Here is a 26,714-nt window from a genome sequence, read left to right as displayed (position 1 = left end):
AATATGGGCTTGTGATTGTCTACGAATACCCATTTAACGAATTAGTTCGAAGCATGCTTCGACTGGAGTATTTGTTCGCCCGCTTCAATCACTTTCTTCGCTCAGACGATCCAGAGCTTCACCATAATGCAATCTCTATTTTGTTTGATCTAGGAGACATTGGCGCCAGGGGTGACATCAAATCACTATTGCTCAAAGAATTCGAGCGCCAAAAATATGCTCTCAATGATCTCAAATCATCACAAAAAGTAGATCAAGAAGCGCTATCCCAAACTCTTACTGAAATTGACTCTGTTGCTAGCGGAATTAATCACTCCACCGGTAGACCTAACTCCGCTATTGCCGAGAGTGAATGGTTAAATGCGATTCGCACACGCCTCAATATTCCTGGTGGAACTAGTCCAATTGATTTACCTAGTTATCACGCTTGGAAAAATAGTCCCTCAATTGAGCGGCGCAAACTTTTAGAAAATTACGTAAACCCGCTTTTGCCATGGCAAGAGGCATGCCAATTATTTTTGCGTCTATTGCGTCAATCTGGCGAAGCAAAAGATGTGCTTGCTCACAATGGTTCATTTCAGCAAGCGCCCTCCGGCAAGGTATACCAATTAATGCGAATTACATTAGAAGATGACACCTTCTTCTCAGAAATCAGCGCCAATAAATATCTGCTTTCAGTACGCTTCTTAAAGGCTGATCGGGATAAAAAAGCGCAAGCTGTTAATGCGGATGTGCCATTTAAACTGACACTCTGTCAGCTCTAAGCCAAAGACCTTCTAAGGCACTCCAGCATTGGCCAAGCAGCCGGCAGCAGAGGCTCAACACTCGGTGCCTCAGCACCAATGAACTCCCAAGATAAGGCTTGTCCCTCGCACCCCATTGGAGTGCCTATCCAATTGCGGATGATGCTGACATATAAGCGAACATAAGCATGCGGATAGTCGTGCTCTAGAATAGTTAATTCTTCGCTAGCCTCAATATCAATACCCAGCTCTTCCTGTAGCTCACGTCTCAGGGCCTGAAAAACAGTTTCACCTTTTTCGACTTTTCCACCCGGCACTTCCCAGTAGCCAGCATATGGTTTTCCTGCGGGTCTTTGACCTAAAAGATAGCGATTCTCAGAATCAATCAATATTCCCGCAGCAACAACAGTGACAGGGCGATTTATTTCATTCATAGAAATAAATCAGATTAGGCATGAGTGCCCGCCCAATGCTTTGCAAATTGCCAAGCAACCCGGCCGGAACGTGAACCACGCTCTAGCGCCCAAACTAATGCCTCTGCACGAGCAGCTTCAATTTGCACCGTACTTAAACCAAAATGGTTTAACCAATGTGCAACGATAGCCAGGTACTCATCTTGCTTGGGTGGATAAAACGAAAGCCACAACCCAAAGCGCTCAGATAAGGAAATTTTTTCCTCCACCACTTCGCCCGGATGAATTTCCCCATCATCACCATGAACATAACCTTCGTTATCTTTCATGTACTCAGGTAATAAATGACGTCGATTTGAGGTGGCATAAATCAAAATATTATCTACCTGAGCAGAAACTGAACCGTCTAGGGCGGATTTCATGGCTTTATAGCCAGATTCCCCATCCTCAAAAGAAAGATCATCGCAAAAGATGATGAAACGCTCAGGACGCTCGGCCAAAAGGTCAGTGATATCTGCCAAGTCAGCCAAATGCTCTTTTTCAACCTCCACCAAACGCAGGCCTTTACTGGCAAACTCGTGAAGGCTAGCCTTGATCAATGATGATTTACCAGTTCCCCTAGCACCAGTCAGCAAAATATTATTTGCTGGTTTTTTTTGGATGAAATTTTGGGTGTTGTCCCGGATGGCATCGCGTTGACGGTCAATATTCTTTAGATCTTCGAAGGTAATGTCTGAGACATGCTTCACAGGCTGCAAGAAGCCAATGCTGCCAAAAATACTATCGCGGCGGCGCCATCTAAATGCAGTCGACGATTTCCACTGCTCATCACTTAAAGGCTTCGGTAAAAAGGTTTCAAGATGACTTAAGAGTCGGTCTAATTTTTCATTCATCTATCCAAAAACCTTTATGAGCGATAGTCCGCATTAATTGAAACGTAATCATGGGATAGATCGCAAGTCCACATAGTTTGAACTGCATTACCACGGCCCAAATCAATCTTGACAGTAATTTCTGAAGCCTGCATCACTCTCTGACCATCGGCCTCTTGATAGCTGGGATTTCGACCCCCATCCTTAGCAACCCAAACATCTCCAAGCCACATCTGCACACGACCTACGTCTAAATCCGCAATGCCTGCATAACCAATCGCTGCCAAAATACGGCCCAAGTTTGGATCGCTAGCAAAGAAAGCGGTTTTCACTAAAGGTGAGTGAGCGACGGCCTTAGCAACTAAACGGCACTCTTCCTGAGTCTTACCGCCAACAACTTCAATGGTCATAAACTTGGTAGCGCCTTCACCATCACGCACAATCATTTGCGCTAACTTTCTGGCAAGCGCAATTAAAGCATCGCGCACCAATACGTAATTGGGCTCAGCTGCCGACTTGATCTGCACTGCAGACTGGCCAGTCGCCATGATGATGAAAGAATCATTGGTTGAGGTATCGCCATCAATCGTGATTGCATTAAAAGACAGGTCAGCAATCTCACGAGTGAGATTGCCCAATAAGCCTGGAGCAAAACCAGCATCAGTGGCAATGAAACCCAACATGGTTGCCATATTTGGATGAATCATGCCTGCGCCTTTACAGATACCAGTAATCACAACTGGTCCCGCTGGCGTTGGTACTGTGATTGAAGTTGCCTTAGGCTGGGTATCGGTGGTCATGATTGCTTCTGCAGCATCAAACCAGTTATCCCCTCCTAAATTGGAGACCGCCTTAGGTAAAGCAGTAATAATTTTTTCTACCGGCAATGGCTCCAAAATTACCCCAGTTGAAAACGGCAGAATTTGTTCTGGATGAATCTTGAGTTCTTTCGCTAATGCAGCACATGTCTCTAAGGCATGCTTCATGCCTGGTTCACCGGTACCAGCATTGGCATTGCCAGTATTAACAACTAAAGCCCGAATTTCTCCATTGCGACCCTCTTGCGCCAAATGCTCACGACAAACCTGAACAGGTGCAGCGCAAAAGCGATTTAAAGTAAATACGCCGGCAACCTGAGATCCAGGAGCCAATGTCATGACCAATAAATCTTTGCGATTTTTTTTCTTGATGCCAGCTTCAGCGATGCCCATCTCAAAACCTTTAACCGGCTTAAGATCTGCTTTCTGGGGGAGAGGTAGATTAACTGTCATAGTTTGACAATTGTAGATGAGGGTTTAAGGGGTTGCTCACTCGCGCCCCCTTTAAATAACTACTAACTTAAGGCGCCGCAGCAATTTTTATATTTTTTACCGCTGCCACAGGTGCAAGGATCATTGCGACCAACCTTAGGACCAGTTCGCATCGGCGCTGGAATAACCTCAATCGGAGCGCCACGATCACCTGTTGAGCCAGCCACCTCTTTATCAGGATCCGCATGTTGATATTGGACATCCGCCAATTTAGCCAAGTCATCATTCATGGATTCAGCTGCTTCGTCCAACTCGCTAGCGCTTCTGATCTTGACAGTCATGATGCTTTTCACAACATCATTCTTAATAATGCTCAGCAACTCGCCATACAACTCAAAAGCTTCACGGCGGTACTCTTGCTTTGGATCTTTTTGGGCATAGCCACGTAGATGAATACCTTGACGTAAATGATCTAAGGCTGCCAAATGCTCACGCCAATGGGTATCAAGGCTGTAAAGCAGAACAGAACGCTCAAATCCTGCAAAAGACTCGCGGCCTGATAGCCCCACCTTAGCATCGTAAGCATCTTTAGCTGCTTGCAGTACTCGATCAACAATCTCTGTATCGTCAACCGTCTCGGCACCTTCAACCCAAGCACGCAAATCGACAGTCAAACCCCAGTCACTTGCCAAGACATTCTCGAGTCCAGCCAAGTCCCATTGCTCTTCCATGGACTCAAGAGGAACATAAAGAGAACAAACAGAACGCAAAACATCTTCACGTAAATTGGCAATTAAATCGCCAATATCTTTGCTTTCAAGAACTTCATTTCTTAAGCGATATGTTTCCTTACGTTGATCGTTGGCAACGTCGTCATACTCCAATAACTGTTTACGAATATCAAAGTTACGGCCTTCAACCTTACGCTGAGCCGACTCAATCGATCGAGTCACCATACCAGCCTCAATTGGCTCGCCATCAGGCATCTTTAAGCGCTCCATGACGGCGCGCAAACGATCGCCAGCAAAAATACGCAAGAGTGAATCATCTAAAGAAAGATAGAAACGAGATGAACCTGGATCACCCTGACGGCCTGAGCGGCCTCTTAACTGGTTATCAATACGGCGACTCTCATGACGCTCGGTACCAATAATGTGCAAACCACCCGCAGCTAAAACATGGTCATGAAGACCTTGCCATTCGTCTTGCAACGCTCTAATCTTGCTGGATTTTTCTGCATCAGAAAGCGCGAAGTCCGCCTCAATCAAGGCGGATTGTTTGGCTACATTACCGCCAAGCACAATGTCTGTTCCACGGCCAGCCATATTGGTGGCAATGGTGATCATTTTTGGACGACCGGCTTGCGCAATAATTTCAGCCTCACGTGCATGCTGTTTTGCATTAAGTACTTGGTGAGGTAATTTGCGCTTATCCAATAAACCAGCAATCAACTCAGAGTTTTCAATTGAGGTAGTGCCTACCAGAACTGGCTGACCGCGCTCGTAACAATCTTCAATATCTTTAACAACGGCGTCATAACGCTCGCGAGATGACTTAAAGATTTGATCTTGACGATCTTTGCGCTGGCTAATTCTGTTGGGAGGCATCACCACCGTTTCAAGGTTGTAGATTTCCTTGAACTCATATGCTTCAGTATCAGCGGTACCTGTCATGCCAGACAATTTGCCATACATGCGGAAGTAGTTTTGGAAAGTAATTGTGGCTAGAGTTTGATTCTCATTCTGAATCGGCACACCTTCTTTAGCCTCTACTGCTTGATGCAAGCCATCAGACCAGCGACGACCTTGCATTAATCGTCCCGTGAATTCATCAACAATGATGACTTCTTTATTTTGCACAACGTAGTGCTGGTCACGGTTATAGAGACAATGCGCACGTAATGCCGCATAAACGTGATGCATCAAAGTAATATTTTGTGGAGCATACAAAGAAGCGCCATCATTTAAGGCACCCAACTGCACCAGGATTTCCTCGGCTTTGTCGTGACCCTGCTCCGTTAAATAAACCTGTTGCGACTTTTCATCCACCCAATAATCGCCAGGCTTCTCAACGCCAGTACCATCCGTTTTTTCTTCACCGATTTGACGCTCTAAGTAAGACGGGAGTGCATTGATTTTGATATACAGATCAGTGTGATCCTCAGCTTGACCAGAAATAATCAGTGGTGTGCGCGCCTCATCAATCAGAATTGAGTCGACCTCATCAACAATCGCATAGGCTAAGCCGCGTTGCACACGTTGATCCAAGTCTTGGACCATGTTGTCACGCAGATAATCAAAACCAAACTCATTATTAGTGCCGTAAGTAATATCTGCAGCATAAGCCTCTTGTTTTGTCTTGTGATCCATCTGAGATAGATTCACGCCGACTTGCATACCTAAGAAGTTATATAAGGTTGACATCCACTCAGCATCGCGCTGAGCCAAATAATCATTTACTGTAACGACATGAACGCCTTTACCAGTCAAGGCATTTAAATAGACTGGCAAGGTTGCTGTTAAGGTTTTTCCTTCACCAGTTCCCATCTCGGCAATCTTTCCTTGATGTAAAGCCAAGCCGCCCATGATCTGCGCATCAAAGTGACGCATCTTCATCACTCGAACGCTAGCTTCCCGGACTACGGCAAATGCTTCTGCAGCCATATCCTCCAGAGACTCCCCTGCAGCAAGGCGAGATTTAAACTCAGCCGTTTTGGCAGCAAGAGCGGCATCATCCAAAGATTGCAGGCTGGCCTCAAAGGCGCCAACCTTGGCAACGACTTTGCGATACTGTTTTAAGAGGCGGTCGTTACGACTGCCGACCAGGGTTTTAAGAAGACCGATTACCATGGGATATTGAAGAAAATGAAGTCCTTGAGTTTATCACCCGCAACCCCATTTTTTATGAACTTTGCCCGCAAACCTTCTCGCAATCAAACAGCCCATGACTGGCTTGAATACCTGCGGGAGTCAAATGGTCTTGGGGGCATTTTGGCCAAGACAGAAGATCTGGCCAAAATAAAGGCGAAGCTCCATACGGCCTTGGAATGCCTGGATTTAGGTCACTTGAGTCCAAAAATTGAGGCGGGATGGCGCTCGGGAGCCCAAGATGAGCTTTTTTTACTAGTCAGTAGCGCCAGTATTGCTACCCGCTTACAGCAAACTTTACCTAGTTTAATCAATGAGTTAGGAAATATTGGGCTTCATTGCAAGGTGATTAAAGTCAAAGTTAAACCTGCCAGCCCCGACTGGGAAGTTAAACCAAGACAAAATCCCAAAAATGCAGCTCCTAAAGGTTTAAATGCAGTGGCACAAAAGTCTTGGCAAGACCTCTCAGAAAAACTTCCGCCAGACTCTGAACTGCGTAAGGCGGTTGAACGCCTCCTGCAAAATAAAACCAAATAAGCTGCTGGATTTTTTATGCCGCCCTAGAAAAAGAGGGGTTGGCTTTCTTGAGAATAAGCCCCAGGGGCTTTAGTTTCTGCAAAAGATTCTATTGCATAAGCACTTGGGTCTTCCAGTAGTTTGCGTAAAAGTGCGTTATTAAGAGCGTGGCCAGATTTTTCAGCCACATATGCACCCACAATAGGATGACCCACTAAATATAAATCACCGATGGCATCCAAAATTTTGTGGCGCACAAACTCATCTTCGTAGCGCAACTCTTCATTATTCAAGATGCGGTGCTCATCCAAAACAATTGCATTATCTAAACTACCGCCACGAGCTAGGCCCATTTCACGCAAAGCCTCTACTTCATGCGCAAAACCAAAGGTACGCGCGCGACCAATTTCGCTGCGGTAAGCATGCTCTGCAAAATCCACAATGAAACGTTGTCCAGTCTTATCAACCGCAGGATGTTTAAAGTCGATTGTAAAATCTAACTTGAACCCGAAGAAAGGTTCTAAGCGTGCGAGCTTATCGCCCTCACGCACTTCAACTACCTTCTTAATCACAACAAACTGACGTGGCGCAGCTTGTTCGATAATCCCAGCAGATTCAATTAAAAATAAAAAAGAGGCAGCGCTACCATCCATGATGGGCACTTCTTCGCCATCAAGCTCTATTAATAGGTTATCTAAACCCAAGCCTGCGCAAGCCGATAGTAAATGCTCAACCGTGGAAACTCGCACGCCGTCCTTTTGGATAACGGATGCAAGCCTGGTATCACATACAGCCAAAGCAGTTGCAGGAACAACAGACTGCTCTGGCGTATCAACTCGCACAAACTGAACCCCTGAATTTACTGGCGCCGGCTTAATAGAAATCGTCACCTTACGACCAGAATGCAACCCAATGCCAACAGTTTTCACTGGAGTGGCAATGGTTCTTTGTTTCATCATGGTGATATCTCTAAATTCAGGGGGTATTCGTTGCTTGATTAACTCAAATTACAGTTTTTTCAGAATTGAGGCCGCGTCACTCACCTCAAATTTACCAGGAGCCTCGCGATCCAAAGATTTCACTACACCATCCTCAACAATCATGGCATAGCGGTCTGAGCGCACACCAAAACCACGAGCAGTTAGATCCAACTCTATTCCCATCTTCTTGGTAAATTCTGCACTACCATCACCCATCATACGAATCTTTTTCCCAACTTTTTGATCGCGTCCCCAAGCACCCATTACAAATGGATCATTTACGGATATACACCAAATTTCATCAATGCCTTTTGCTTTAATTGCATCGTAGTGCTCAACATATCCTGGCACGTGCTTTGCAGAACAAGTTGGCGTAAATGCACCAGGCAATGCAAAGATAACAATTTTTTTGCCAGCTACAAGTTTCTCAACTTCAAAGGCATTTGGCCCCAAGGAGCAGCCTTCGCTCTCTTCATCAAAAAATTCATAAAGAGTAGCGTTAGGTAATTTTTGTCCTACAGAAATCATGACATCTCCAATAAGTAATTGTTAGTAAGCATGCCAACGCAAGCGCGGGATTCGTCGTCCGGAGGGGCGCCGCGCTGGCATTTTGCAATTACCTATTGTATTGAGCTTTACTTAGTCTGCTTGCTTACGTAAAAAGGCTGGAATTTCATAGTAATCAGCCCCTTTATCCAACATGGATTTAGCCTGAGGAGAGCTATCTGCACCTAAAGTAGGTGCAGGAGTCGCCTCACGGGAGCTACGAAATACCCGTGGCAAATCATATTGGCTGTAATCAACACTGCTGCTAGCTGCTGGTTGAGCTGCAATCGATGGAGTACTGCCAGATCCAGTCAAGGCCATACCTGAACTAGTGCTGAGAGCAGAATCCAGGCCTACTTTGCTCATGGCAGCAGATGCGCTAGCAGGGGCAAAAGTATTGAGATCTGCCATGGTTGGCATTGCATCACTAGTACCAGTAGCCTGTCTCCAAACCACTTCCGGCTGATTTGCTTTACGGGCTAGAGGATTATTCAAGCCAGTAGCAACCACAGTTACACGCAACGCATCACCTAAGCTCTCGTCATACACGGTACCGAAGATCACGGTTGCATCATCAGCAGCATAGCCACGGATCGCAGCCATTACTTCACGTGTTTCAGATAACTTTAAGGAGCGGCTAGCAGTAATATTTACCAACACGCCACGTGCTCCTGATAAATCAACGCCCTCTAGCAGCGGAGATGCAACTGCAGCTTCAGCAGCTAAACGTGCGCGATCCATGCCGGAAACAGTGGCCGTTCCCATCATGGCTTTACCTTGCTCACCCATAACGGTCTTTACATCCTCAAAGTCAACGTTGATCAAACCTTGAACATTGATAATTTCTGCAATACCAGAGACTGCGTTATGCAATACATCATCTGCACAAGCAAAAGCCTTATCAAACTCGGCATCCTCACCCATCACCTCAAAGAGTTTTTCATTGAGAACCACAATCAATGAATCTACGTAGGACTCGAGTTCGGCCGCTCCATTCTCGGCCACTTTCAAACGCTTCACACCTTCAAAATCAAATGGCTTGCTAATGACGCCTACGGTCAAAATGCCCATTTCTTTTGCTACTTGAGCAATGATGGGGGCTGCCCCCGTGCCAGTACCACCACCCATACCCGCAGTGATGAATACCATATGCGCACCTTGTAATGTATCTGCAATGCGTGCACGCGCTTGCTCAGCAGAGGCTGCGCCGATTTCTGGTTTGGCACCAGCACCTAATCCGCTAGAACCCAGTTGCAAATTCACAGATGCCTCAGAGCGCTGTAAAGCGCCAGCATCGGTGTTCATGCAAATGAACTCTACACCGTTAACGCCACGACGGATCATATGCTGGACAGCATTACCGCCAGCGCCACCGACTCCAACCACTTTAATAATGGTCTTGCCAGCTGTTTCTTGATCTAACATTTCAAATTCCATATACCCTCCTAGGTAAATTACTTACTACATTGACGACGACGAAAAAACTCAAAAATTTCCTGCAAACCATTCCTTCATGCGCGACATGACTCCTTGCAACGCGCCTGATTGAGAAACACGACGACCACGCAAGAACTGTGCTTGACCTTCCATAAGTAAACCAATGCTGGTTGCATACCTGGGGCTACGCAATACTTCATGTAAGTGGCCACGATATTCTGGAGTGCCAATTCGGGCCGGCCTTAAGAAAACCTGCTCGGCTAACTCAACCATCCCTGGCATTAAGGCTGTGCCACCAGTCAGAACAATTCCAGAAGAAACCATATCTTCATAGCCAGAATCACGCACAACCCCTCTAACTAAAGTAAAGAGTTCCTCAACCCTGGGCTCGATCACCGCAGCTAAAGCCTGCTTAGACATTGGACGTGGGTCACGATCACCCATGCCAGGGACGTCTATCATGGCGGTTGGATCGGCCATTTCTTGACGCGCAATTCCATGAGCAATCTTTAAATCTTCGGCATCAATGGTTGGCGTTCGCAATGCCATTGCAATATCGTTAGTAATTTGGTCGCCCGCAATTGGAATCACTGCTGTATGGCGAATCGATCCTTGGCAATAGATAGCAATATCTGTAGTGCCTCCACCAATATCGACCAAGACAACCCCGAGCTCTTTTTCATCATCAGTAAGTACAGCTAAACTTGATGCTAAAGGTTGCAGAATTAAGTCATTCACCTCGAGACCGCAACGGCGCACACACTTCACAATATTTTGCGCCGCACTTACGGCACCAGTCACAATGTGAACCTTTACCTCCAAGCGCAAACCACTCATTCCAATAGGCTCACGCACATCTTCCTGGCCATCGATGATGAATTCTTGAATAAGAATGTGCAAAATTTGTTGGTCTGTTGGAATATTGATCGCTTTAGCAGTCTCCAGCACACGCTCAACGTCACCAGCGCTCACCTCTTTATCGCGGATGGCAACCATACCGCTCGAGTTGAAACTCACAATGTGATTTCCAGCAATCCCTGTAAAAACCTGAACAATCTGACGGTCAGCCATCACTTCAGCCTCTTCCAAAGCCTTTTGAATTGACTGGACAGTTGCCTCAATGTTAACGACGACACCCTTCTTTAGCCCCTTAGATGCCGTTTGGCCAACGCCAACCACATTGAATTGCCCGTCAGGACCTAGCTCTGCAACCAAGGCTACTACCTTGGATGTGCCAATGTCTAAACCTACCAGTAGGTCGCGATTATCTTTACTCATTCACATTCCTCATTGCTTCAGCTCACTTTTTTTGCCGTCTACATCACTCTTCTTCAAACTTGCAGATGCAAGATGAACTGCAAAACCATTTGCATAACGTAGATCGACTGCATCGACTCGGTTAGCCCATTTCTCTTGCACTTGCGGCCAATACTTAAATAGACGTGCCACACGTTCTTCCGTTAAATTCCTATCAGAGCTCTCTTCATCGCGTCCAAATTCCACCTTCATGCCGTTCGACAGCTTGACATGCCATGCATAGCGCTCAGTCAAGGCCAAACTCACCACCTCAGTATTCCAGGGCTTAAACCAGTTATTTGCTTTTTCGTAAAGACTCATCACCTCTTTACTAGCATCATCAGGGCCCGAAAAATCTAACAAGCGCTTGTCGTCAACCAACTCCGAAACGCGACCAGCAAATAGCTCACCATGTGTATTCACCAAGGTATTACTACCATCGCCGCCCCAAGTAGCAAATGGCTTTTGCTCTTCAATATTTACAACCAAACCATTAGGCCAAACTCGACGAACATTAGCGTGGCGTACCCACGGCATACTCTCAAAGCCACGTTTTACATCCTCTAAACGCACACTAAAGAAATTGCCTTGCACGGTTTCTATTACCTGACGCTTCACGAGAGACTTATTAATATGATTTAGCGTTTGACCAGCAACGGGCTCAACCTGAATTTGCTTCAAAGTGAAGACAGGTCTCTGACTTAACCAGACCAAAACCCCAATTACCATCATCACAGTGAAGCAGCGGATTAAGAAGCGGCTAAGCTTTTGCATCCGCTCTGGATAGTTCCACAGTGGTGACATGATGACGGAGAAAATATCTCCAAACCGGTCTAAAAGAGTGTTCATGCAGCAGCACTCTCTTTTTGTTGCATAGTTTGGATCAGTAGCCACAACACTAAATCTGCATAAGCCACTCCAGCAGCCTTAGCTGCCATCGGCACTAATGAATGGGAGGTCATCCCTGGAGAAGTATTCATCTCTAGTAAGTAAGGCTTACCAGTTTTTTGATCAAGCATCACATCAGCACGACCCCACGTGCGACAACCTAATGCTTTATAAGCAGCTAAAGCCAACTCTTGAACGCGCTCATTGACTTCAGAGGCAAGTCCAGTTGGACATAAGTACTGGGTTTCATCTGAAAAGTACTTGTTATGGAAGTCGTAATTCGCCTGTGGCGGAATAATTTTGATTACAGGTAATGCTTCAGCTGTATCGCCCTGGCCAACCAATGGGCAAGTTAACTCATCACCCACAATGCAGGTCTCAGCGATTACTTTTTTATCCATTCCTGCGGCGAGTTGGTAAGCAGCAGGTAATTCATCTACAGACTTCACTTTGGTTAAGCCAAGCGAAGAACCTTCGTGCGCTGGCTTCACAATCAAAGGTAAGCCCAACTTCTTCACCACTGCATTCCAATCACTTCCTGCAGTAAGTTCTTCAAAATCTGGGGTAGATAAGCCATTGCTTAACCAAATTTGTTTAGTCGCAATCTTGTCAATTGCTAAAGCAGAAGCTAATACACCGCTACCGGTATATGGCAGATTTAACAACTCCAACAAACCTTGGATAGTGCCATCCTCACCATAGCGACCATGTAGAGAGATGAATACGCGATCAAATTTTTCTTTTACTAGCTCTGTTGGGCAACGTAAACCTGGATCAAAACTATGCGCATCCACACCCTTGGAAAGTAAAGCTTCCAAAACACCATTGCCTGACATTAGGGAAATCTCACGCTCACCAGAGCGTCCACCCAATAAAATGCCAACACGCCCAAGTGATTTCACATCCAGCCTAGATAACTGGTACTTCACGCGATCACCCCACATGCCGAGGTTTGCATTTACCTTAGACACTCTTTGCCTCCGCTAAGGTATGAGGTAGCGCAGAGATTGATCCCGCACCCATCGTGATTAGGACGTCACCATCTTTTAATACTTGAGATAACTTCTCTGGCATTTCGGCAACGTTTACTGCAAAGACCACCGCAGCAGAATTGAGAGTGCCTTTTATATACCTGTCTTCTGCAAGTGTAGCTTTCATTAAACTCTTACCATCCGCACCAGGAATCTTTGCCTCTCCAGCGGGATAAACCTCAGTTAATACCAAGGCATCAAAGTTTCTGAGGACTTGCACAAACTCTCCAAAACAATCACGCGTTCTAGTAAACCGATGTGGTTGAAAGGCTAGTACCAGACGGCGGTCTGGGAATGCGCCCCGAGCAGCAGACAAAGTTGCGGCCATCTCTACTGGGTGGTGCCCATAATCATCAATCAGCGTGAAGCTTCCCCCGGAAGCCAGGGAAATCTCACCATGTCGCTGGAAACGACGACCCACACCGCTAAATTCAGAGAGTGCTTTTGTAATTGCTTCATCACCAACTCCCAACTCTGTAGCAATACCAATTGCAGCCAAGGCATTTTGCACATTGTGCAAACCTGGTAAATTTAGCGTCACATTTAGTGGGCCCGGCTTAGCACCGTGTCTACGAACGGTACGGCGATCCACCGTAAAGTGCATACGAGTACCGTCGGCACGCACATTACTCGCCCGAATATCCGCATCATCAGAAAGTCCGTAACGCAAGATGGGTTGAGATACAAATGGAATAATGTCACGTACATTAGTATCGTCAATACATAACACTGCTACACCATAAAACGGCATGCGCTGAATAAATTGTACAAAGGCTTGTTTCAATCTCGCCATATCGTGTTGATAGGTATCCATATGATCAGCATCAATATTGGTGACCACTTCCATTGCTGGAAAAAGTTGCAAGAAAGAGGCATCAGATTCGTCGGCTTCAACGACGATGAAATCACCACGGCCCAAACGGGCATTAGCGCCAGCAGAATTCAGCTTTCCACCAATGACAAAAGTAGGATCTAAACCACCCTCAGCAAGTACTGACGCAACCAAACTGGTTGTAGTGGTCTTACCATGTGTGCCAGCAATAGCGATGCCTTGTTTTAAGCGCATCAACTCACCTAACATCACCGCCCGCTGAATCACCGGAATCTTTGCAGCACGTGCCGCCAGCACTTCGGGATTGTTTCCAGCGACAGCAGTGGAAATAACCACCGCTTCTGCAGTGCCAATATTTTTAGGATCATGCCCAATATGAATCGCTGCACCCAATTCCCGCAGACGCTTTGTTACTGGGCCTTCGGCTAAATCAGAACCAGATACTTGATAGCCCAAGTTCAATAAGACCTCAGCGATACCGCTCATACCGGCACCGCCAATACCGATGAAATGGATTTGTTGAACGATATGCTTCATACGCCTACCCCCGCACAATCTGCGCAAACCTCAGCTACTCGTTGAGTCGCATGTGGTTTAGCCAAAGCATGTGCACGCAAAGCCATATCTCTTAGGTCCGCACGGTTAAAGTTTTGAATCATTGATGCTAAATCCTGAGGGTTAAGGTATTGCTGGGGCAATAAAATCGCAGCATCTGCATCAGCTAAAAATTTTGCATTAGCAGTTTGATGATCGTCAATTGCGTATGGAAAAGGAATTAAGCAAGAAGCAACGCCGCAGGCTGCTAACTCTGAAACCGTCATAGCGCCAGCGCGACAAATCACGAGATCTGCCTGTGCATATGCAGATGGCATATCGTCAATAAAGGGAAGCACATCAGCTTCAACGCCCAAGTCGGTATAGCGCTTCTGCAAATCGGCTAAATGCTTATCGCCCGCTTGATGAATCACCCTAGGGCGTGCATCTTTAGAAATCAATGCCAAAGCCGCAGGCATACTTTCATTTAAAGCGGCTGCACCCAGACTACCGCCTACCACCAATATAGACAAAGGCCCTTGACGCTGTTCGTAGCGCAAAGTGGGCGCTGGAATGCGCTCAAACTCTTCACGAATAGGATTGCCTACCCACTCAGCATGCACCATCGTATTCGGAAAGCCAGTCAATGTGCGCATTGCAATTTTAGTAAGCGCGCGATTTGCGCTACCCGCTACAGAATTTGATTCATGCAGCACTAAGGGGCGCTTTAATAACTTACTTACCAAGCCACCTGGAAAAGTAATGTAACCACCCATACCCAAGACCACAGAAGGTTTTATGCGACGCATGATCTTCCAGCTTTGAAAGCAAGCACGCATTAAATTGATGGGCAACATCAACTTGGCCCTAAGACCCTTGCCGCGCAAACCACCAAACTCAACGGCTTCAAATGGAAAATCGCAAGACTTCACTAGTCGGTATTCCATGCCACTTTGGTTACCCAACCATGACACATTCCAACCGCAGATACGCAAATATTCAGCAACAGCAAGTCCTGGGAAAATATGCCCACCAGTACCACCAGCCATCACCAAAATAGAAGGTCTTGTCACAACTTCCCTCCGCGCATCAAAATACGATTCTCATAATCAATCCGCAGCAACATTGCAATCGCCACAACGTTCATCAAAATTCCGGAGCCACCGTAACTCACTAATGGCAATGTCAACCCCTTGGTTGGCAATAAACCGAGATTCACGCCCATATTGATAAAGGCTTGCCAGCCGATCCAAATTGCCACACCCTTAGCAGCAAGACCGGCAAAACTGCGATCTAATTGCAGTGCAGTACGGCCAATTAAGAACGCGCGTCGTACGATCCAATAAAACAAGAAGATCATCACAACTACACCAACGAAGCCTAGCTCCTCACCAATTACTGCCATGATGAAGTCGGTATGCGCCTCAGGTAAGTAATGCAATTTCTCTACGCTGCCACCCAGTCCAGTACCAAACCATTCCCCACGACCAAAAGCCATTAAGGAATGAGTTAACTGATAACCCTTATTTGCAGCGTTATCTACCTGCCATGGGTCCATGAAGGCGAGCATGCGGCCACGACGGAATGGTGAAAGTGCAATCATCGTTGCACCACTCATCAAACCCACGGCAATCAAGCCCCCAAAGAGCTTGGCATTAATACCACCCAAGAACAGGATGCCAAATGCAATAAATGCCACCACTACAAATGCGCCCATGTCTGGCTCAGCCATCAGAAGACAGCCAACCAATGCAACGGCTACACCCATTGGCAACATGCCCTTAACAAAGGAGTGCAAATACTCTTGACGTTGCACGGTGTAGCTTGCAGCAAAAATGACAGCTGCAAATTTCATTAACTCAGATGGTTGAAAATTCATTAAGCCGAGCGGAATCCAACGCTTTGCCCCATTCACACCCTTACCGATACCAGGAATCAGAACTGCGATCAATAGCAAGACGGTAAATCCAAAAATCAATGGAGAATAGCGATCCCATATCTTGGTTGGAATCTTGAAAGTCCAAATACCCACCCCTGCAGCAATCGCCAAAGAAATCAGGTGACGAATTAAGAAAAAATTACTACTGTAATTCGCGTACTTAGGTCCATCAGCCAGAGTAATTGAAGCGGAATACACCATTACCAAGCCAATCAACATTAAAGAAAGAACTGCCCATACGAGCAATTGATCGTATTCCATCATGCGTGAGCGAGTTTGCTCTACTCCAGATACAGCATCTCTCAAGCCAGTTCGGAAGTTATCAATACCCCCCCTTGAAAAATTCCAGAAGCGATCTAAGCCTAAGCGATTTTGAGGGAAAAATTTGTCTTTTAGATTCACGCTTTAGCCTCCTCAAAACGCATTCCCAACTCTTCAACCTCACCAATAAATACTTGGGCACGGACAATATAATCTTGAAACTGGTCAAAGCTCGCGCAAGCGGGAGAGAGTATTACCAAATCTCCAGACTGAGCTTGTTGTGCCGCAGCCTTAACAGCGGTTTCCAAGTTACCACTGATCGTGCATGGAATGTCCTTACCTATGGCCTCACCAATGGCAGCACCATCTTTGCCAATCAAGAAAACGCCTTTAACAAATCGTAAAGCAGGTTCGCGCAAGGGACTAAAGTCCTGCCCCTTACCATCGCCGCCCGCGATTAACCAAATTCTCTTACCGGATTCATTGCTACCTAAGCCATTAAGAGCGGCTACAGTAGCCCCCACATTAGTCCCTTTGCTGTCATCGACATATTCAACATCATTCACAATCGCAATACTCTGAACACGATGAGGCTCACCATGGTAATCACGCAAACCATGCAGAAGAACATTCATTGGTAAATTGGCAGCTCTCGCCAATGCCAGCGCAGCCAGTGCATTCAATGCATTGTGACGACCACGAATTCTCAACGCATCAGCAGGAATTAAACGCTTCAAGCGGAGCGGCTCGCTGTCTTCAATCACCGCAGATTTACGACGACGTTTTGGTTTAGGCTCAACATCCTCGTCTACCTCAGCCCATACCAGCCAGTCAATTCCGCCAGCACGCAAGTCATGCTCAATACCAAAGGCACCCTGCTCATCTGGACTATTAGAGCCAAAAGTCACAATCGATTTTTCTATTTTTTGATCATCAGAAATTAAATTCATCACTAAAGAGTCATCACGATTCAAAATACAAATTGTGTCGGGGCCAAATATCCTGGCCTTTGCATCTCCATATGCCTGCATATCACCATGCCAGTCCAAATGATCTTGGGTGATATTGAGTACGGTAGCTGCAGTTGCATTAAGGGTATGCGTATAAACCAATTGGAAGCTAGACAACTCAAGGACCCAGATATCCGGCATATCTTCAATTTGGTCTGCAGCGCTCAAGCAACTCATTAACTTATCTAATGCAGCAGGACTAATATTTCCAGCTACGGCAACCTTTTTCCCGGCACGCTCACAGAGTTGTCCTGTTAATGCAGTGGTAGTTGTTTTTCCATTCGTGCCGGTAATCGCCAACACTGCTGCTTCATGGTTTGATTCAGCTGCCTGCGCCATGCGAGTTAATGCCGCAATTGCGCGAGCAAAGAACTCGATTTCGCTCCAAACATCAATTCTGGCTTTTCTAGCCTTCACTAAAAATGATTGAGTGGGCTCCTGTAGCGGGGATAAACCAGGACTAACGCCGATAACATCAATATCTACTAACAATTCATCGACTAATGGTCCGAATTGAATATCTTTCAGTCCGGCCATTTTTAATTCATCAAGCCAAGCATTTTGGCGTTCAGAAAATTTAGACTGCTCACGGGTGTCTATTAGACGAACAGCCGCGCCATTACCCAGGCACCACTTCGCCATAGCAACTCCAGACTCGCCCAGACCCATAATCAAAAAACGATGTGGCGCTTGGTAGCCCGCATCTTCTATGAAGGCTGGATTAGCAAAAGTGTTTTCTATATTCAACATATTTATTCTTGGGCTCACCGCAATTTCAGGCTAGATAAGCCAATCAATACCAATAGGATGGTGATGATCCAGAAACGAACAACCACCTGTGTCTCTTTCCAACCGCCTAATTCAAAATGGTGATGGAGTGGCGCCATACGAAAAATACGGCGACCCTCACCATAATATTTTTTCGTCAATTTGAACCAAAACACCTGCAGCATTACTGAGACAGTTTCTGCAACAAAGATTCCACCCATCACAAAAAGCACAATTTCTTGACGCACAATAACCGCGATCGTCCCAAGTGCGCCCCCTAGAGCAAGTGCACCAACGTCACCCATAAATACTTGCGCTGGATGTGTGTTGTACCAAAGGAAGGCTAAACCTGCTCCACCCATGGCACCACAAAAAATCATCAATTCCCCAGCGCCTGGGATATAGGGAAACAATAAATATTTGGCATAGATTGCATTACCCATTACATAAGCGAATGCGCCTAACGCAGCTCCTACCAAAATGACAGGCATGATCACCAAGCCATCTAGTCCATCAGTGAGATTTACAGCATTACTGCTGCCAACAATGACTAAATAACTTAAGATGATGAAGCCCATCATGCCAAGGGGATAGCTAACCTCTTTAATGAAGGGTAAGAGTAAATTTGTTTTTGCTGGAAGATCTAAAGCAAAGCCACCTTTCAGCCATTCGTAAAAAAGTTGTAGGACTTTAAGATTATTCACCTCTGAGACTGAGAATGCCAAATAGATCGCTGCAAATAATCCAATCAAAGTTTGCCAAAAGAATTTTTCTCTGGAAGCCATTCCTTTAGGATCTTTGCGAGCCACCTTGCGATAGTCATCTACCCAGCCTATTGCACCAAATCCGAAAGTGACGATCATCACAATCCAGATAAAGCGATTGCTGAGATCTGCCCACAAGATACAAGAGACGAAAATACCAATCAAAATCAGCACGCCGCCCATAGTTGGTGTGCCAGATTTAACTAAATGGGTTTGTGGTCCATCAGTACGAACGGCTTGACCCATCTTCAAAGCAGTCAATTTACGAATCACCCAAGGACCGGCGGCTAAACCAATCAACAAGGCAGTTACCGTTGCCATGACCGCCCTAAATGTGATGTAGTTAAAGACTCGGAAGAAGCCAAAATCATCTTGCAGCCATTGCGCCAAAATTAAGAGCATGTTTTAGCCTCCTCTAACAAGGCTTGCACTACCCGCTCCATATGCATAAAACGTGAACCCTTAACCAAAATATTTAAATGCTCATCGCTACCAGTCGACTGGGCATGTAATGCATCTCTCAACTGCTCGATAAGACCACCCATTTCAGAAAAATGTTTTGCGCTAGCGGCAGGTAAGCCATTTTTCCGAACCTCATCAAAACCTTTAATGGCAAATTGACATTGCTCGCCCAAAGCAAATAATTGATTAACTCCTTGCTCGGCAGCGTAGGCACCAACCTCGCGATGAAATTGAGGGCCTTGATTACCGACCTCGCCCATATCGCCTAAAACTAACCATGACATATTGCCTGACTGCTTTAGAGTATCAATTGCTGCTCTTACTGAGTCTGGATTAGCGTTATAGCTGTCATCAATTAAAGTGTGCTTGGGATTAATCTTCTTGGCCTGCATACGGCCATCAACAGGTGAGAATGATTCAAGACCCTGTTTAATTTTCTCTAAACTCACACCTGCTGCTATGGCAACAGCACTAGCAGCCAATGCGTTACGTGCATTGTGACTGCCCAATGTATTGAGCTGGACCTCTATAGAGCCGAGTTCAGTTTGTACCTGTACGTGACCATTGCTTAATAAATGTCCCATCACTGCAGCCTGTGATTTTGAGTGGCCTGACATTAAAATAAAATCGATTACCTTGCGGCCAGCAGCTGCTTCGTGCCAGACACTTGTAAACTCTGAATCCGCTGGGAAAACTGCAATGCCGTCTTTAGGTAATGCACGAATTGCATCAGAGTGCTCTTGCGCAACTGCAGCTACAGTAGTCATAAACTCTTGATGCTCACGCTGTGCGTTATTAATCAATGCAATATTGGGCTTCGCAATATCGGCCAGGTGAGCAGTTTCACCAGGGTGATTCATGCCAAGCTCAACCACAGCAAGCAGATCTGCTGAACGCAGCTTTAATAGGGTCAGGGGCAAGCCAATATCATTATTCAGATTACCTATAGTCACCAAGGTATGTTCTTGACCAACTGCTGCTTTAAAAATAGAGGCAATCATCTCTTTTACGGTGGTCTTACCATTACTGCCAGTCACCAGTGCTAATGGAATTGGATGATTGCTACGCCAGGCTTTTGCTAATAAACCCAGCCCAATGCGAGTATCGGCAACGCAAACAGCAGGCAGATCCTTAGGGCACTTATCTTGATCACTAATAAGCGCTCCCGTTGCGCCTGCCCTAGCAACATCAGACAAAAAATCATGTGCATCAAAGCGCTCACCCGCCAGGGCAACGAATAACTCTTCGGGATCAATCTGGCGGCTATCTGTGCCAATTCTTGAAATATTTGATAACCGAGCATCTTGTGCGGAAATATTGATCAAAGCACTTCCAGGCAACATTGCATGGACTTGGGCAAGTGTTGTCATAACAGACATCAGACTATGCCTCCAGCAGCCAAGCGAATATGTTCCTGGTCAGAGAAATCAAATTTCTTGCCATTAATTTCTTGGGTATTTTCATGACCCTTTCCCGCTACTAATACGACATCTTGAGATGCGGCATTGCGCACAGCGGCCATGATCGCTGCGGCACGGTCAACAACCATTTGCACATTTGAATTTTCCCGGCTGATTCCGCCACGGATCATTTCCATGATTGCTAGCGGCTCTTCAGATCTTGGGTTATCACTAGTAATAATGACTTGATCAGCGTATTGCTGAGCTACCGCACCCATTTGAGGGCGTTTACCAATATCACGCTCGCCACCACAACCAAATACACACCATACTTTTCCGCCGCGCTGGCCTGCAATGGGACGCAAAGCCTGCAATGTCTTTTGAAGTGCATCAGGGGTATGGGCGTAATCAACCACAACCAGCAAACCCTCTGATTTTTGCTGTTTACCTACTTGAATGAATTCCATACGTCCAAGTACCGGACGCAATTGACTGACTTGCTTGCTTGCTTCATCACAAGTCAAACCTTGGGTTAGCAATACCGCCCATACCGCAAGCGCATTACTTAAATTGAATTCACCTAATAAAGGAATATATAAGCCATTACTTCCAATCCCCTCATACGTGAACACGGAGTCGTATCCCGCACCATTTAACGCACTATCTTTTGCATAAACGCGATGCAGACGATCGCCAAATTTTTCAAAGCCCTCAAGGACGTTTTGGTTGATTGTGTATGCCCAAACGCTAACGTCGCCTTTGGCTAAAAGCTTACTTGCAATCTCCCGCCCAAATGGATCATCTAAATTAATGACGGCATGCTCAAGCCCCGCGAGTTGAAATAGTTTCGCCTTGGCTTCTGCATAATCAGCCATACTGCCGTGATAGTCCAAATGATCTTGCGTTAGATTTGTAAGCACAGCGCAATTCAGTCGAGTGCCAGCTAGTCGATTCTGATCCAAGGCATGTGATGACACTTCCATTGCCACTTGCTTGGCACCAGCATTGAGCAATTCTTTAAGTTGGGTTTGTAACTTTGGCGCATCTGGAGTGGTATATCCGGTTTGCACCAAAGAACCTGGGAAGCCGGTGCCTAAGGTACCCAAGACTGCTGTTCGATGATTTGGCTCATCCAAAGCCTGAGTAAGCCACTGTGTAATGCTGGTTTTGCCATTGGTGCCCGTTACACCAATTAACTTTAATTGTTTACTTGGGTAGCCGTACCATTGCGCAGATAACTCACCAACTTTTGCCGCGAGGTTTTCAACCGCAATGCATTGTGGGTGATCTGCATATTGATTATCAAGACCTGCGGGGTCGAATACGACCGCTGCTGCACCGTTCCCTAGTGCGGCATGGATAAATTGACGGCCATCCCTTAATGCATTGCCATGGCCGACTGGGTAGGCAAAAAAGATATCGCCAGACTGGATCTGGCGACTATCCGCACTTACCTTAGCAGTGCTATTTGCTAAGGTGTGCAAATGGTCAATCAGATGATTGGGTTCTATATTCAACGCCGCCCTCATCTTTTCAGAACCACCTGCTGCGTCTGTACATTTGCAGTATGAATCTCTTCGGGACTCTTATCTTGCAAAACCATTTGCTTCGCTTTACTGTCGGGTGAAACATTAAGAGTGTTTAATGTTTCACTAACAATCGTTGAAAACACTGGTGCAGCAACATCACCGCCATAGTGACTTCCACTAGTTGGCTCATCAATCATCACTGCAACCACAATGCGAGGCGCGCTAATGGGTGCTAAGCCAGCAAAGTAAGCGCGATACTTATTGCCATAACTCTTACCCACTAATTTATGTGCAGTACCAGTCTTGCCGCCAACCCGAAAACCATCAGCCTGCGCTTTAATTGCCGTACCCCCTGGCTCGGTAACAGTTTCAAGCATGGTGCGCATTTCAATTGCAGTTTTAGCAGAGAGCACTCTTGTGCCCGGCTTGAATTCAGGACTGCGCTCAATAGTGAGCGGCACCAACTCACCATCACGCGCAAAAATTGTGTAAGCCCGCGCCACCTGGAAGAGTGAAGCTGAAATTCCATAACCGAATGCAATTCGTGCTTGATCAGTTGGAGTCCACTTCTTAAATGGATGCACAGTCCCAGCTACAGCTCCCGGAAATCCAATTTTTGGCACTTGCCCAAGACCGACGGCACTATAAAAATCCCACATCTCTTCTGCGGTGAGATTATTCATTGCAATTTTTGCGGTACCGATATTGCTTGATTTTTGAATTACCTCGGTTACAGATAAATTTGTACTAGGGTGAGTGTCTGTAATTGGCTTTGGTCCAACAAGATACTTAGCGCCAATTACCATATTGGTATTGGGCTTAATCGCACCTTTTTCTAAAGCAATTGCAATGGTTAATGGTTTGATTGTTGAGCCAGGCTCAAAGGTATCGGTCAATACCCGATTTCGTAACTGCTCGCCATTGAGATATTTGCGCTGATTGGGGTTATAGCTAGGGTAATTAGCTAATGCCAAAATTTCGCCAGTTTGAGTATCTAGAACTACGGCACCGCCTGCTTTTGCATGATGCTCCTCAACAGCACTTTTAACGGCGTTATAAGCCAAATACTGTATTTTGCTATCGATAGAAAGATTTAAATCTTTGCCATTTTGAGGCAACTGCAAGATGGCCATCTCTTCAACTACACGTCCTAATCGGTCAACCACCACACGTCTTTGCCCGGGATGGCCCGCAAGCTCTTTCTCTCTAGAAAGCTCCATTCCTTCTTGGCCGCGATCTTCGACGTTTGTAAAACCAACTACGTGAGCCATCGCCTCGCCTTCAGGATAAAAGCGACGATATTCATTATTCAATCCAATGCCTGGAATTTCTAATAGCTTAATTTGTTGCGCAACTGCCGGCTCGACCTGTCGCTTTAAGAAGATTTGCTTGCGATCTTCTTTCAACTTCTTTCGCAAATCCGATTCGCTCATTTGCAATAAGCTGGCAAGCTTGCGCACCTTGTCTGCTGACAAATCATCGGGGACTGTATCGTTATAGGCAATCACAGACTTTGCCTCCAAACTAGTAGCAATCACCTGGCCATTACGATCCAAGATTTTTCCACGACTTGCTGGCAACTCCAATTCACGCTGAGTTCCCCGCACTCCCTTAGCTTCATAAAAGGCATTTCCCGGACCTTGAATCCAAAAAGCACGCAATAGGAGAAGCATAAAAACAAAGAACAAAAGGAAGAGCATCAAGCGTGACCGCCACATGGGCAGACGCAACACTAAATTTGGTGTCGTAGAAAAACCAACCGACCTCATTTAGCCTCCTTTAAATACAAAGTACGTTCAGGAGAAATTGGGGACATGCGCAATTGATTACGCGCAACATCACGTATACGGGCAGACTTCGAAAGATTGCGTTGCTCGTACTCCAAGCGCAACCAATCTTGATTTAATTTACGCTCTTCAATGAGCGCGCGCTCCTGGGCAACAAATAATATACGCGTGCGTTGCTGCGCTGCCACTAGCGATAAGGCACAAATTAATAACAAAGCAAGCAAAGTCAGAGTAGCGCGATTCATGCTAAGGCCCCTACTCGTTTTTCTGCAACGCGCATGATGGCAGAGCGAGCACGTGGGTTTTCTAATATTTCTGCGTCACTTGGTTTCACGCGTCCAATAATTTCTAGAGCACTTTGTGGTAAGTCTTTTTCACGCACTGGCAAGCCACGAGGCACCTCAACTTTTGCATGTGCCTGCAGAAACTGTTTCACAATACGATCTTCTAGCGAATGAAAACTAATCACCGCAAGTCTTGCGCCCGGCTTCAATAAGTTCAACGCGGCTTTTAAGCCAAGTTCTAAATCTTCTAATTCGCGATTAATAAAAATACGCAATGCCTGAAAAGTTCTTGTAGCAGGATCTTGCCCAGCTTCGCGTGTGCGCACTATGCTAGCAACTAAACTTGCTAATTGAGTCGTAGTTTTTGGGGACAATCCTTCTTCTCGCTTTGCCACAATGGCTTTAGCGATCTGAAATGCAAAACGTTCTTCTCCGTAAGTCTTAATCACGTGCGTGATTTCCTCCTGCGGCGCCTGCTCCAGCCACTCTGCTGCCGTCATTCCCTGATCCGTATTCATCCGCATATCTAGCGGACCTTCGCGACGAAAGGAGAAGCCTCGGTGTGCCTCGTCCACCTGGGGTGAACTGATTCCTAAGTCCAATAAAATTCCATCGACTGTTTCCGCTGATGCATACTGATCCATGCACGCAAAGCTGTCGTGCACGATGGTTAAACGTGGGTCGCTGATGCTCTGCGCGACAGCAATCGCGTCTAAATCCTTGTCGAAAGAAATCATGCGAGCCGATGGAGGCAGCTGTTTGAGCAAAGCTTGCGTATGACCACCGCGCCCAAAAGTCCCATCGATTAGCAGAATATTGTTTGCTATGTTTTGTTTTTGAATGAGCGGCCCACTGATCAGCGCTGTCACCGCCTCGGCCAGCAACACTGGGCGATGAGTTATGTTCATAGCACCCTGTCATTAAAAATTAAATTGCTTGAGCGCTTCAGGCATACCTAATGCAATCGCCGCCTGTTCTTTCGCAGCATATGTTGCTGCATCCCACAACTCCAAGTGACTGCCCATGCCGAGCAAGATCACCTCTTTTTCAATTCCTGCTGCCGCACGCAATTCCGGACTCACCAAAACTCGACCGGCATTATCCAAATCGATCTCTGCAGCATTGCCGAGAAAAATTCTGCGCCACCAATGCGCATCCATAGGAAGTTGTGCAACCCTTGCTCTAAAGCCTTCCCATTCCGGCCTTGGAAATAGCAAAAGACAACCATCTGGATGTTTTGTGAGCGTAAGGCGGCCGTCGCCTTGAACCATCAAGGCGTCACGATGCTTGGCCGGAACTGACATTCGGCCTTTTGCATCTAAATTGAGAGCTGACGCACCTTGAAACACCATTTACCCCACTTTTTCACACTTCCTCCCACTTTAGAGGATCGCAATAGGGGGGTCAAGTGTTTTAAGGGATTTTTTTGGGAAATTCTCTAATGTTTACAAACACTTAGCGTCATGTGTTCAGAAGATAGTGATAATAAAATAGCTACTTGAAACAATGGCTTGGAAAATATACTTAAGAATAGGTCTTAGCTATATGACTAGATAATTCCTCAATATACTGTATTTAAAAACAGTAGTAATAAGAAAATATGTCAAAAGTTAATACAAACTTAAATTCTGGGATTAGCTTAAGCCAACTCCCTAATATCAATGTCAAATTTTGTAAGCAGTTGTTGTCATCGCCTGGGATATTGCTTGCATGATTTTTTGAATTGGCTCAGGTAAAGCCACCCCACCAGCATGCAGAGCTGCTTGCCCATGCTCAATTTCATCAATCCGCATTTGATCAACAATTGCACGTGAACGATGATCATCTTCGGGTAATTTTTTGAGATGACTTTCTAAATGATTCTCAACTTGTTTTTCAGTTTCAGCAACAAAGCCTAAACTCCACTGATCACCTGCTAAGCCTGCTATCATGCCGATCAAAAAGGATCCTGCATACCAAAATGGATTGAGATAGCTGGTGTGCGAACCAAGCTCTTTAAGACGAGTTTCACACCACGCCAAGTGATCCATTTCTTCTTGACCAGAGCGCTCAAGCATGTCTTGAATATCTGAATTTCTTGCAACTAATTTTTGCGATTGATACAAAGCTTGCGCACAAACTTCGCCAACATGATTAACGCGCATTAAACCCGCTGCATGTTTTCGTTGCTCAGAATCTAATGCACTATTTGCACCAGATTCTGAACCGGGAGTGGGTCTTTGAGCACTCGCTCCACCCACGACTGAACGAAGCGCGGTATCAAACTCAATAATGAAGCGGTCGATTAGCGCCATAGGCCGGAAAA

24 protein-coding genes are annotated in these 26,714 nt (G+C 46.0%); 2 read left to right on the top strand and 22 right to left on the bottom strand.

What is annotated here, in order from left to right; all coding sequences use genetic code 11:
- The first annotated feature begins 11 nt into the window (after positions 1-11).
- Positions 12-764 (top strand): cell division protein ZapD, encoded by a 753-nt coding sequence (gene zapD / locus AOC07_RS00965; protein ID WP_215357776.1) that lies wholly within the window; start codon positions 12-14, stop codon positions 762-764.
- Here the strand turns inward: zapD and AOC07_RS00960 are convergent.
- From AOC07_RS00960 to secA, 4 genes are all read right to left on the bottom strand, one after another.
- Positions 761-1,177 carry an NUDIX domain-containing protein gene (locus AOC07_RS00960; protein ID WP_215357774.1) on the bottom strand — a complete coding sequence of 139 codons (417 nt, stop codon included), beginning with the start codon at positions 1,175-1,177 and terminating at the stop codon, positions 761-763. The two genes, zapD and AOC07_RS00960, sit on opposite strands and share 4 nt — an antisense overlap.
- A gap of 14 nt (positions 1,178-1,191) precedes the next feature.
- Complete coding sequence (locus AOC07_RS00955; RefSeq protein WP_215357773.1) at positions 1,192-2,049, bottom strand: ATP-binding protein; 858 nt, start codon at positions 2,047-2,049, stop codon at positions 1,192-1,194.
- Positions 2,050-2,063: 14 nt separating this feature from the next.
- Positions 2,064-3,299, bottom strand: coding sequence for a bifunctional glutamate N-acetyltransferase/amino-acid acetyltransferase ArgJ (gene argJ / locus AOC07_RS00950; RefSeq protein WP_215293546.1), 1,236 nt, complete (start codon positions 3,297-3,299; stop codon positions 2,064-2,066).
- A gap of 62 nt (positions 3,300-3,361) precedes the next feature.
- Positions 3,362-6,127, bottom strand: a complete 2,766-nt coding sequence (gene secA, locus AOC07_RS00945) for a preprotein translocase subunit SecA (RefSeq protein WP_215357772.1) — start codon at positions 6,125-6,127, stop codon at positions 3,362-3,364.
- Between the two features lie 24 nt (positions 6,128-6,151).
- Here secA and AOC07_RS00940 point away from each other — a divergent pair, with 24 nt between their 5' ends.
- Entirely contained in the window at positions 6,152-6,682 is a 531-nt protein-coding gene (locus AOC07_RS00940) for a hypothetical protein (RefSeq protein WP_251369655.1), read from the top strand.
- A gap of 23 nt (positions 6,683-6,705) precedes the next feature.
- Here AOC07_RS00940 and lpxC read toward each other — a convergent pair whose 3' ends face one another.
- The 18 genes from lpxC to coq7 form a co-directional block, all read right to left on the bottom strand.
- Positions 6,706-7,620 (bottom strand): UDP-3-O-acyl-N-acetylglucosamine deacetylase, encoded by a 915-nt coding sequence (lpxC, locus tag AOC07_RS00935; RefSeq protein ID WP_215293544.1) that lies wholly within the window; start codon positions 7,618-7,620, stop codon positions 6,706-6,708.
- A gap of 48 nt (positions 7,621-7,668) precedes the next feature.
- Positions 7,669-8,169: a peroxiredoxin gene (locus tag AOC07_RS00930; RefSeq protein WP_215357771.1), complete on the bottom strand. Its 501-nt coding sequence runs from the start codon at positions 8,167-8,169 to the stop codon at positions 7,669-7,671.
- 111 nt (positions 8,170-8,280) lie between these two features.
- Positions 8,281-9,624: a cell division protein FtsZ gene (ftsZ, locus tag AOC07_RS00925; RefSeq protein ID WP_215293542.1), complete on the bottom strand. Its 1,344-nt coding sequence runs from the start codon at positions 9,622-9,624 to the stop codon at positions 8,281-8,283.
- Positions 9,625-9,672: 48 nt separating this feature from the next.
- Positions 9,673-10,902: a cell division protein FtsA gene (gene ftsA, locus AOC07_RS00920; protein ID WP_215293541.1), complete on the bottom strand. Its 1,230-nt coding sequence runs from the start codon at positions 10,900-10,902 to the stop codon at positions 9,673-9,675.
- Between the two features lie 9 nt (positions 10,903-10,911).
- On the bottom strand, positions 10,912-11,769 hold the full coding sequence (locus AOC07_RS00915) for a cell division protein FtsQ/DivIB (RefSeq protein ID WP_215357770.1): 858 nt from the start codon (positions 11,767-11,769) through the stop codon (positions 10,912-10,914).
- Entirely contained in the window at positions 11,766-12,752 is a 987-nt protein-coding gene (locus AOC07_RS00910; protein ID WP_215358386.1) for a D-alanine--D-alanine ligase, read from the bottom strand. The genes AOC07_RS00915 and AOC07_RS00910 overlap by 4 nt, the downstream gene beginning before the upstream one ends.
- Before the next feature lie 19 nt (positions 12,753-12,771).
- The gene (murC, locus tag AOC07_RS00905) at positions 12,772-14,208 is read right to left on the bottom strand and encodes a UDP-N-acetylmuramate--L-alanine ligase (RefSeq protein ID WP_215357769.1); all 1,437 of its coding nucleotides are present in this window, start codon (positions 14,206-14,208) and stop codon (positions 12,772-12,774) included.
- The gene (gene murG / locus AOC07_RS00900) at positions 14,205-15,254 is read right to left on the bottom strand and encodes an undecaprenyldiphospho-muramoylpentapeptide beta-N-acetylglucosaminyltransferase (protein WP_215358384.1); all 1,050 of its coding nucleotides are present in this window, start codon (positions 15,252-15,254) and stop codon (positions 14,205-14,207) included. The genes murC and murG overlap by 4 nt, the downstream gene beginning before the upstream one ends.
- A 20-nt stretch (positions 15,255-15,274) precedes the next feature.
- Positions 15,275-16,471: a putative lipid II flippase FtsW gene (gene ftsW / locus AOC07_RS00895; RefSeq protein ID WP_251369705.1), complete on the bottom strand. Its 1,197-nt coding sequence runs from the start codon at positions 16,469-16,471 to the stop codon at positions 15,275-15,277.
- A 71-nt stretch (positions 16,472-16,542) separates the two neighbouring features.
- Positions 16,543-18,165 (bottom strand): UDP-N-acetylmuramoyl-L-alanine--D-glutamate ligase, encoded by a 1,623-nt coding sequence (gene murD, locus AOC07_RS00890; RefSeq protein WP_215357768.1) that lies wholly within the window; start codon positions 18,163-18,165, stop codon positions 16,543-16,545.
- A 14-nt stretch (positions 18,166-18,179) separates the two neighbouring features.
- Positions 18,180-19,349 (bottom strand): phospho-N-acetylmuramoyl-pentapeptide-transferase, encoded by a 1,170-nt coding sequence (gene mraY, locus AOC07_RS00885; protein ID WP_215293536.1) that lies wholly within the window; start codon positions 19,347-19,349, stop codon positions 18,180-18,182.
- Complete coding sequence (murF, locus tag AOC07_RS00880; RefSeq protein ID WP_215357766.1) at positions 19,340-20,788, bottom strand: UDP-N-acetylmuramoyl-tripeptide--D-alanyl-D-alanine ligase; 1,449 nt, start codon at positions 20,786-20,788, stop codon at positions 19,340-19,342. The genes mraY and murF overlap by 10 nt, the downstream gene beginning before the upstream one ends.
- Positions 20,788-22,326, bottom strand: coding sequence for a UDP-N-acetylmuramoyl-L-alanyl-D-glutamate--2,6-diaminopimelate ligase (locus tag AOC07_RS00875; RefSeq protein WP_251371682.1), 1,539 nt, complete (start codon positions 22,324-22,326; stop codon positions 20,788-20,790). Before AOC07_RS00875 ends, murF begins: the two co-directional genes overlap by 1 nt.
- Before the next feature lie 8 nt (positions 22,327-22,334).
- The gene (locus AOC07_RS00870) at positions 22,335-24,107 is read right to left on the bottom strand and encodes a penicillin-binding protein 2 (protein WP_215357762.1); all 1,773 of its coding nucleotides are present in this window, start codon (positions 24,105-24,107) and stop codon (positions 22,335-22,337) included.
- Positions 24,104-24,370 carry a cell division protein FtsL gene (ftsL, locus tag AOC07_RS00865; RefSeq protein ID WP_215293532.1) on the bottom strand — a complete coding sequence of 89 codons (267 nt, stop codon included), beginning with the start codon at positions 24,368-24,370 and terminating at the stop codon, positions 24,104-24,106. The genes AOC07_RS00870 and ftsL overlap by 4 nt, the downstream gene beginning before the upstream one ends.
- Positions 24,367-25,317 (bottom strand): 16S rRNA (cytosine(1402)-N(4))-methyltransferase RsmH, encoded by a 951-nt coding sequence (gene rsmH / locus AOC07_RS00860; RefSeq protein ID WP_215293531.1) that lies wholly within the window; start codon positions 25,315-25,317, stop codon positions 24,367-24,369. The genes ftsL and rsmH overlap by 4 nt, the downstream gene beginning before the upstream one ends.
- Before the next feature lie 12 nt (positions 25,318-25,329).
- A complete protein-coding gene (mraZ, locus tag AOC07_RS00855; RefSeq protein ID WP_215358382.1) occupies positions 25,330-25,758 on the bottom strand; it encodes a division/cell wall cluster transcriptional repressor MraZ in 429 nt (142 codons plus the stop codon).
- 315 nt (positions 25,759-26,073) lie between these two features.
- A complete protein-coding gene (gene coq7 / locus AOC07_RS00850; protein WP_215357760.1) occupies positions 26,074-26,703 on the bottom strand; it encodes a 2-polyprenyl-3-methyl-6-methoxy-1,4-benzoquinone monooxygenase in 630 nt (209 codons plus the stop codon).
- Positions 26,704-26,714 lie beyond the last annotated feature (11 nt).

It is taken from the genome of Polynucleobacter sp. UB-Raua-W9, from assembly GCF_018687435.1.
Lineage (GTDB): Bacteria > Pseudomonadota > Gammaproteobacteria > Burkholderiales > Burkholderiaceae > Polynucleobacter.
This window is presented reverse-complemented; position numbering and strand designations above follow the sequence as displayed.

Bases quoted from the DNA above. Each gene is read 5' to 3' on its own strand.
- AOC07_RS00955 (WP_215357773.1), bottom strand. From the start codon at position 2,049: ATGAATGAAAAATTAGACCGACTCTTAAGTCATCTTGAAACCTTTTTA.
- murD (WP_215357768.1), bottom strand. From the start codon at position 18,165: ATGTTGAATATAGAAAACACTTTTGCTAATCCAGCCTTCATAGAAGAT.
- AOC07_RS00870 (WP_215357762.1), bottom strand. From the start codon at position 24,107: ATGAGGTCGGTTGGTTTTTCTACGACACCAAATTTAGTGTTGCGTCTG.
- rsmH (WP_215293531.1), bottom strand. From the start codon at position 25,317: ATGAACATAACTCATCGCCCAGTGTTGCTGGCCGAGGCGGTGACAGCG.
- AOC07_RS00960 (WP_215357774.1), bottom strand. From the start codon at position 1,177: ATGAATGAAATAAATCGCCCTGTCACTGTTGTTGCTGCGGGAATATTG.
- murF (WP_215357766.1), bottom strand. From the start codon at position 20,788: ATGTCTGTTATGACAACACTTGCCCAAGTCCATGCAATGTTGCCTGGA.
- secA (WP_215357772.1), bottom strand. From the start codon at position 6,127: ATGGTAATCGGTCTTCTTAAAACCCTGGTCGGCAGTCGTAACGACCGC.
- murC (WP_215357769.1), bottom strand. From the start codon at position 14,208: ATGAAGCATATCGTTCAACAAATCCATTTCATCGGTATTGGCGGTGCC.
- coq7 (WP_215357760.1), bottom strand. From the start codon at position 26,703: ATGGCGCTAATCGACCGCTTCATTATTGAGTTTGATACCGCGCTTCGT.
- murG (WP_215358384.1), bottom strand. From the start codon at position 15,254: ATGGCTGGTGGTACTGGTGGGCATATTTTCCCAGGACTTGCTGTTGCT.
- AOC07_RS00910 (WP_215358386.1), bottom strand. From the start codon at position 12,752: ATGTGGGGTGATCGCGTGAAGTACCAGTTATCTAGGCTGGATGTGAAA.
- ftsL (WP_215293532.1), bottom strand. From the start codon at position 24,370: ATGAATCGCGCTACTCTGACTTTGCTTGCTTTGTTATTAATTTGTGCC.
- ftsA (WP_215293541.1), bottom strand. From the start codon at position 10,902: ATGAGTAAAGATAATCGCGACCTACTGGTAGGTTTAGACATTGGCACA.
- argJ (WP_215293546.1), bottom strand. From the start codon at position 3,299: ATGACAGTTAATCTACCTCTCCCCCAGAAAGCAGATCTTAAGCCGGTT.
- mraY (WP_215293536.1), bottom strand. From the start codon at position 19,349: ATGCTCTTAATTTTGGCGCAATGGCTGCAAGATGATTTTGGCTTCTTC.
- lpxC (WP_215293544.1), bottom strand. From the start codon at position 7,620: ATGATGAAACAAAGAACCATTGCCACTCCAGTGAAAACTGTTGGCATT.
- ftsZ (WP_215293542.1), bottom strand. From the start codon at position 9,624: ATGGAATTTGAAATGTTAGATCAAGAAACAGCTGGCAAGACCATTATT.
- AOC07_RS00930 (WP_215357771.1), bottom strand. From the start codon at position 8,169: ATGATTTCTGTAGGACAAAAATTACCTAACGCTACTCTTTATGAATTT.
- AOC07_RS00915 (WP_215357770.1), bottom strand. From the start codon at position 11,769: ATGAACACTCTTTTAGACCGGTTTGGAGATATTTTCTCCGTCATCATG.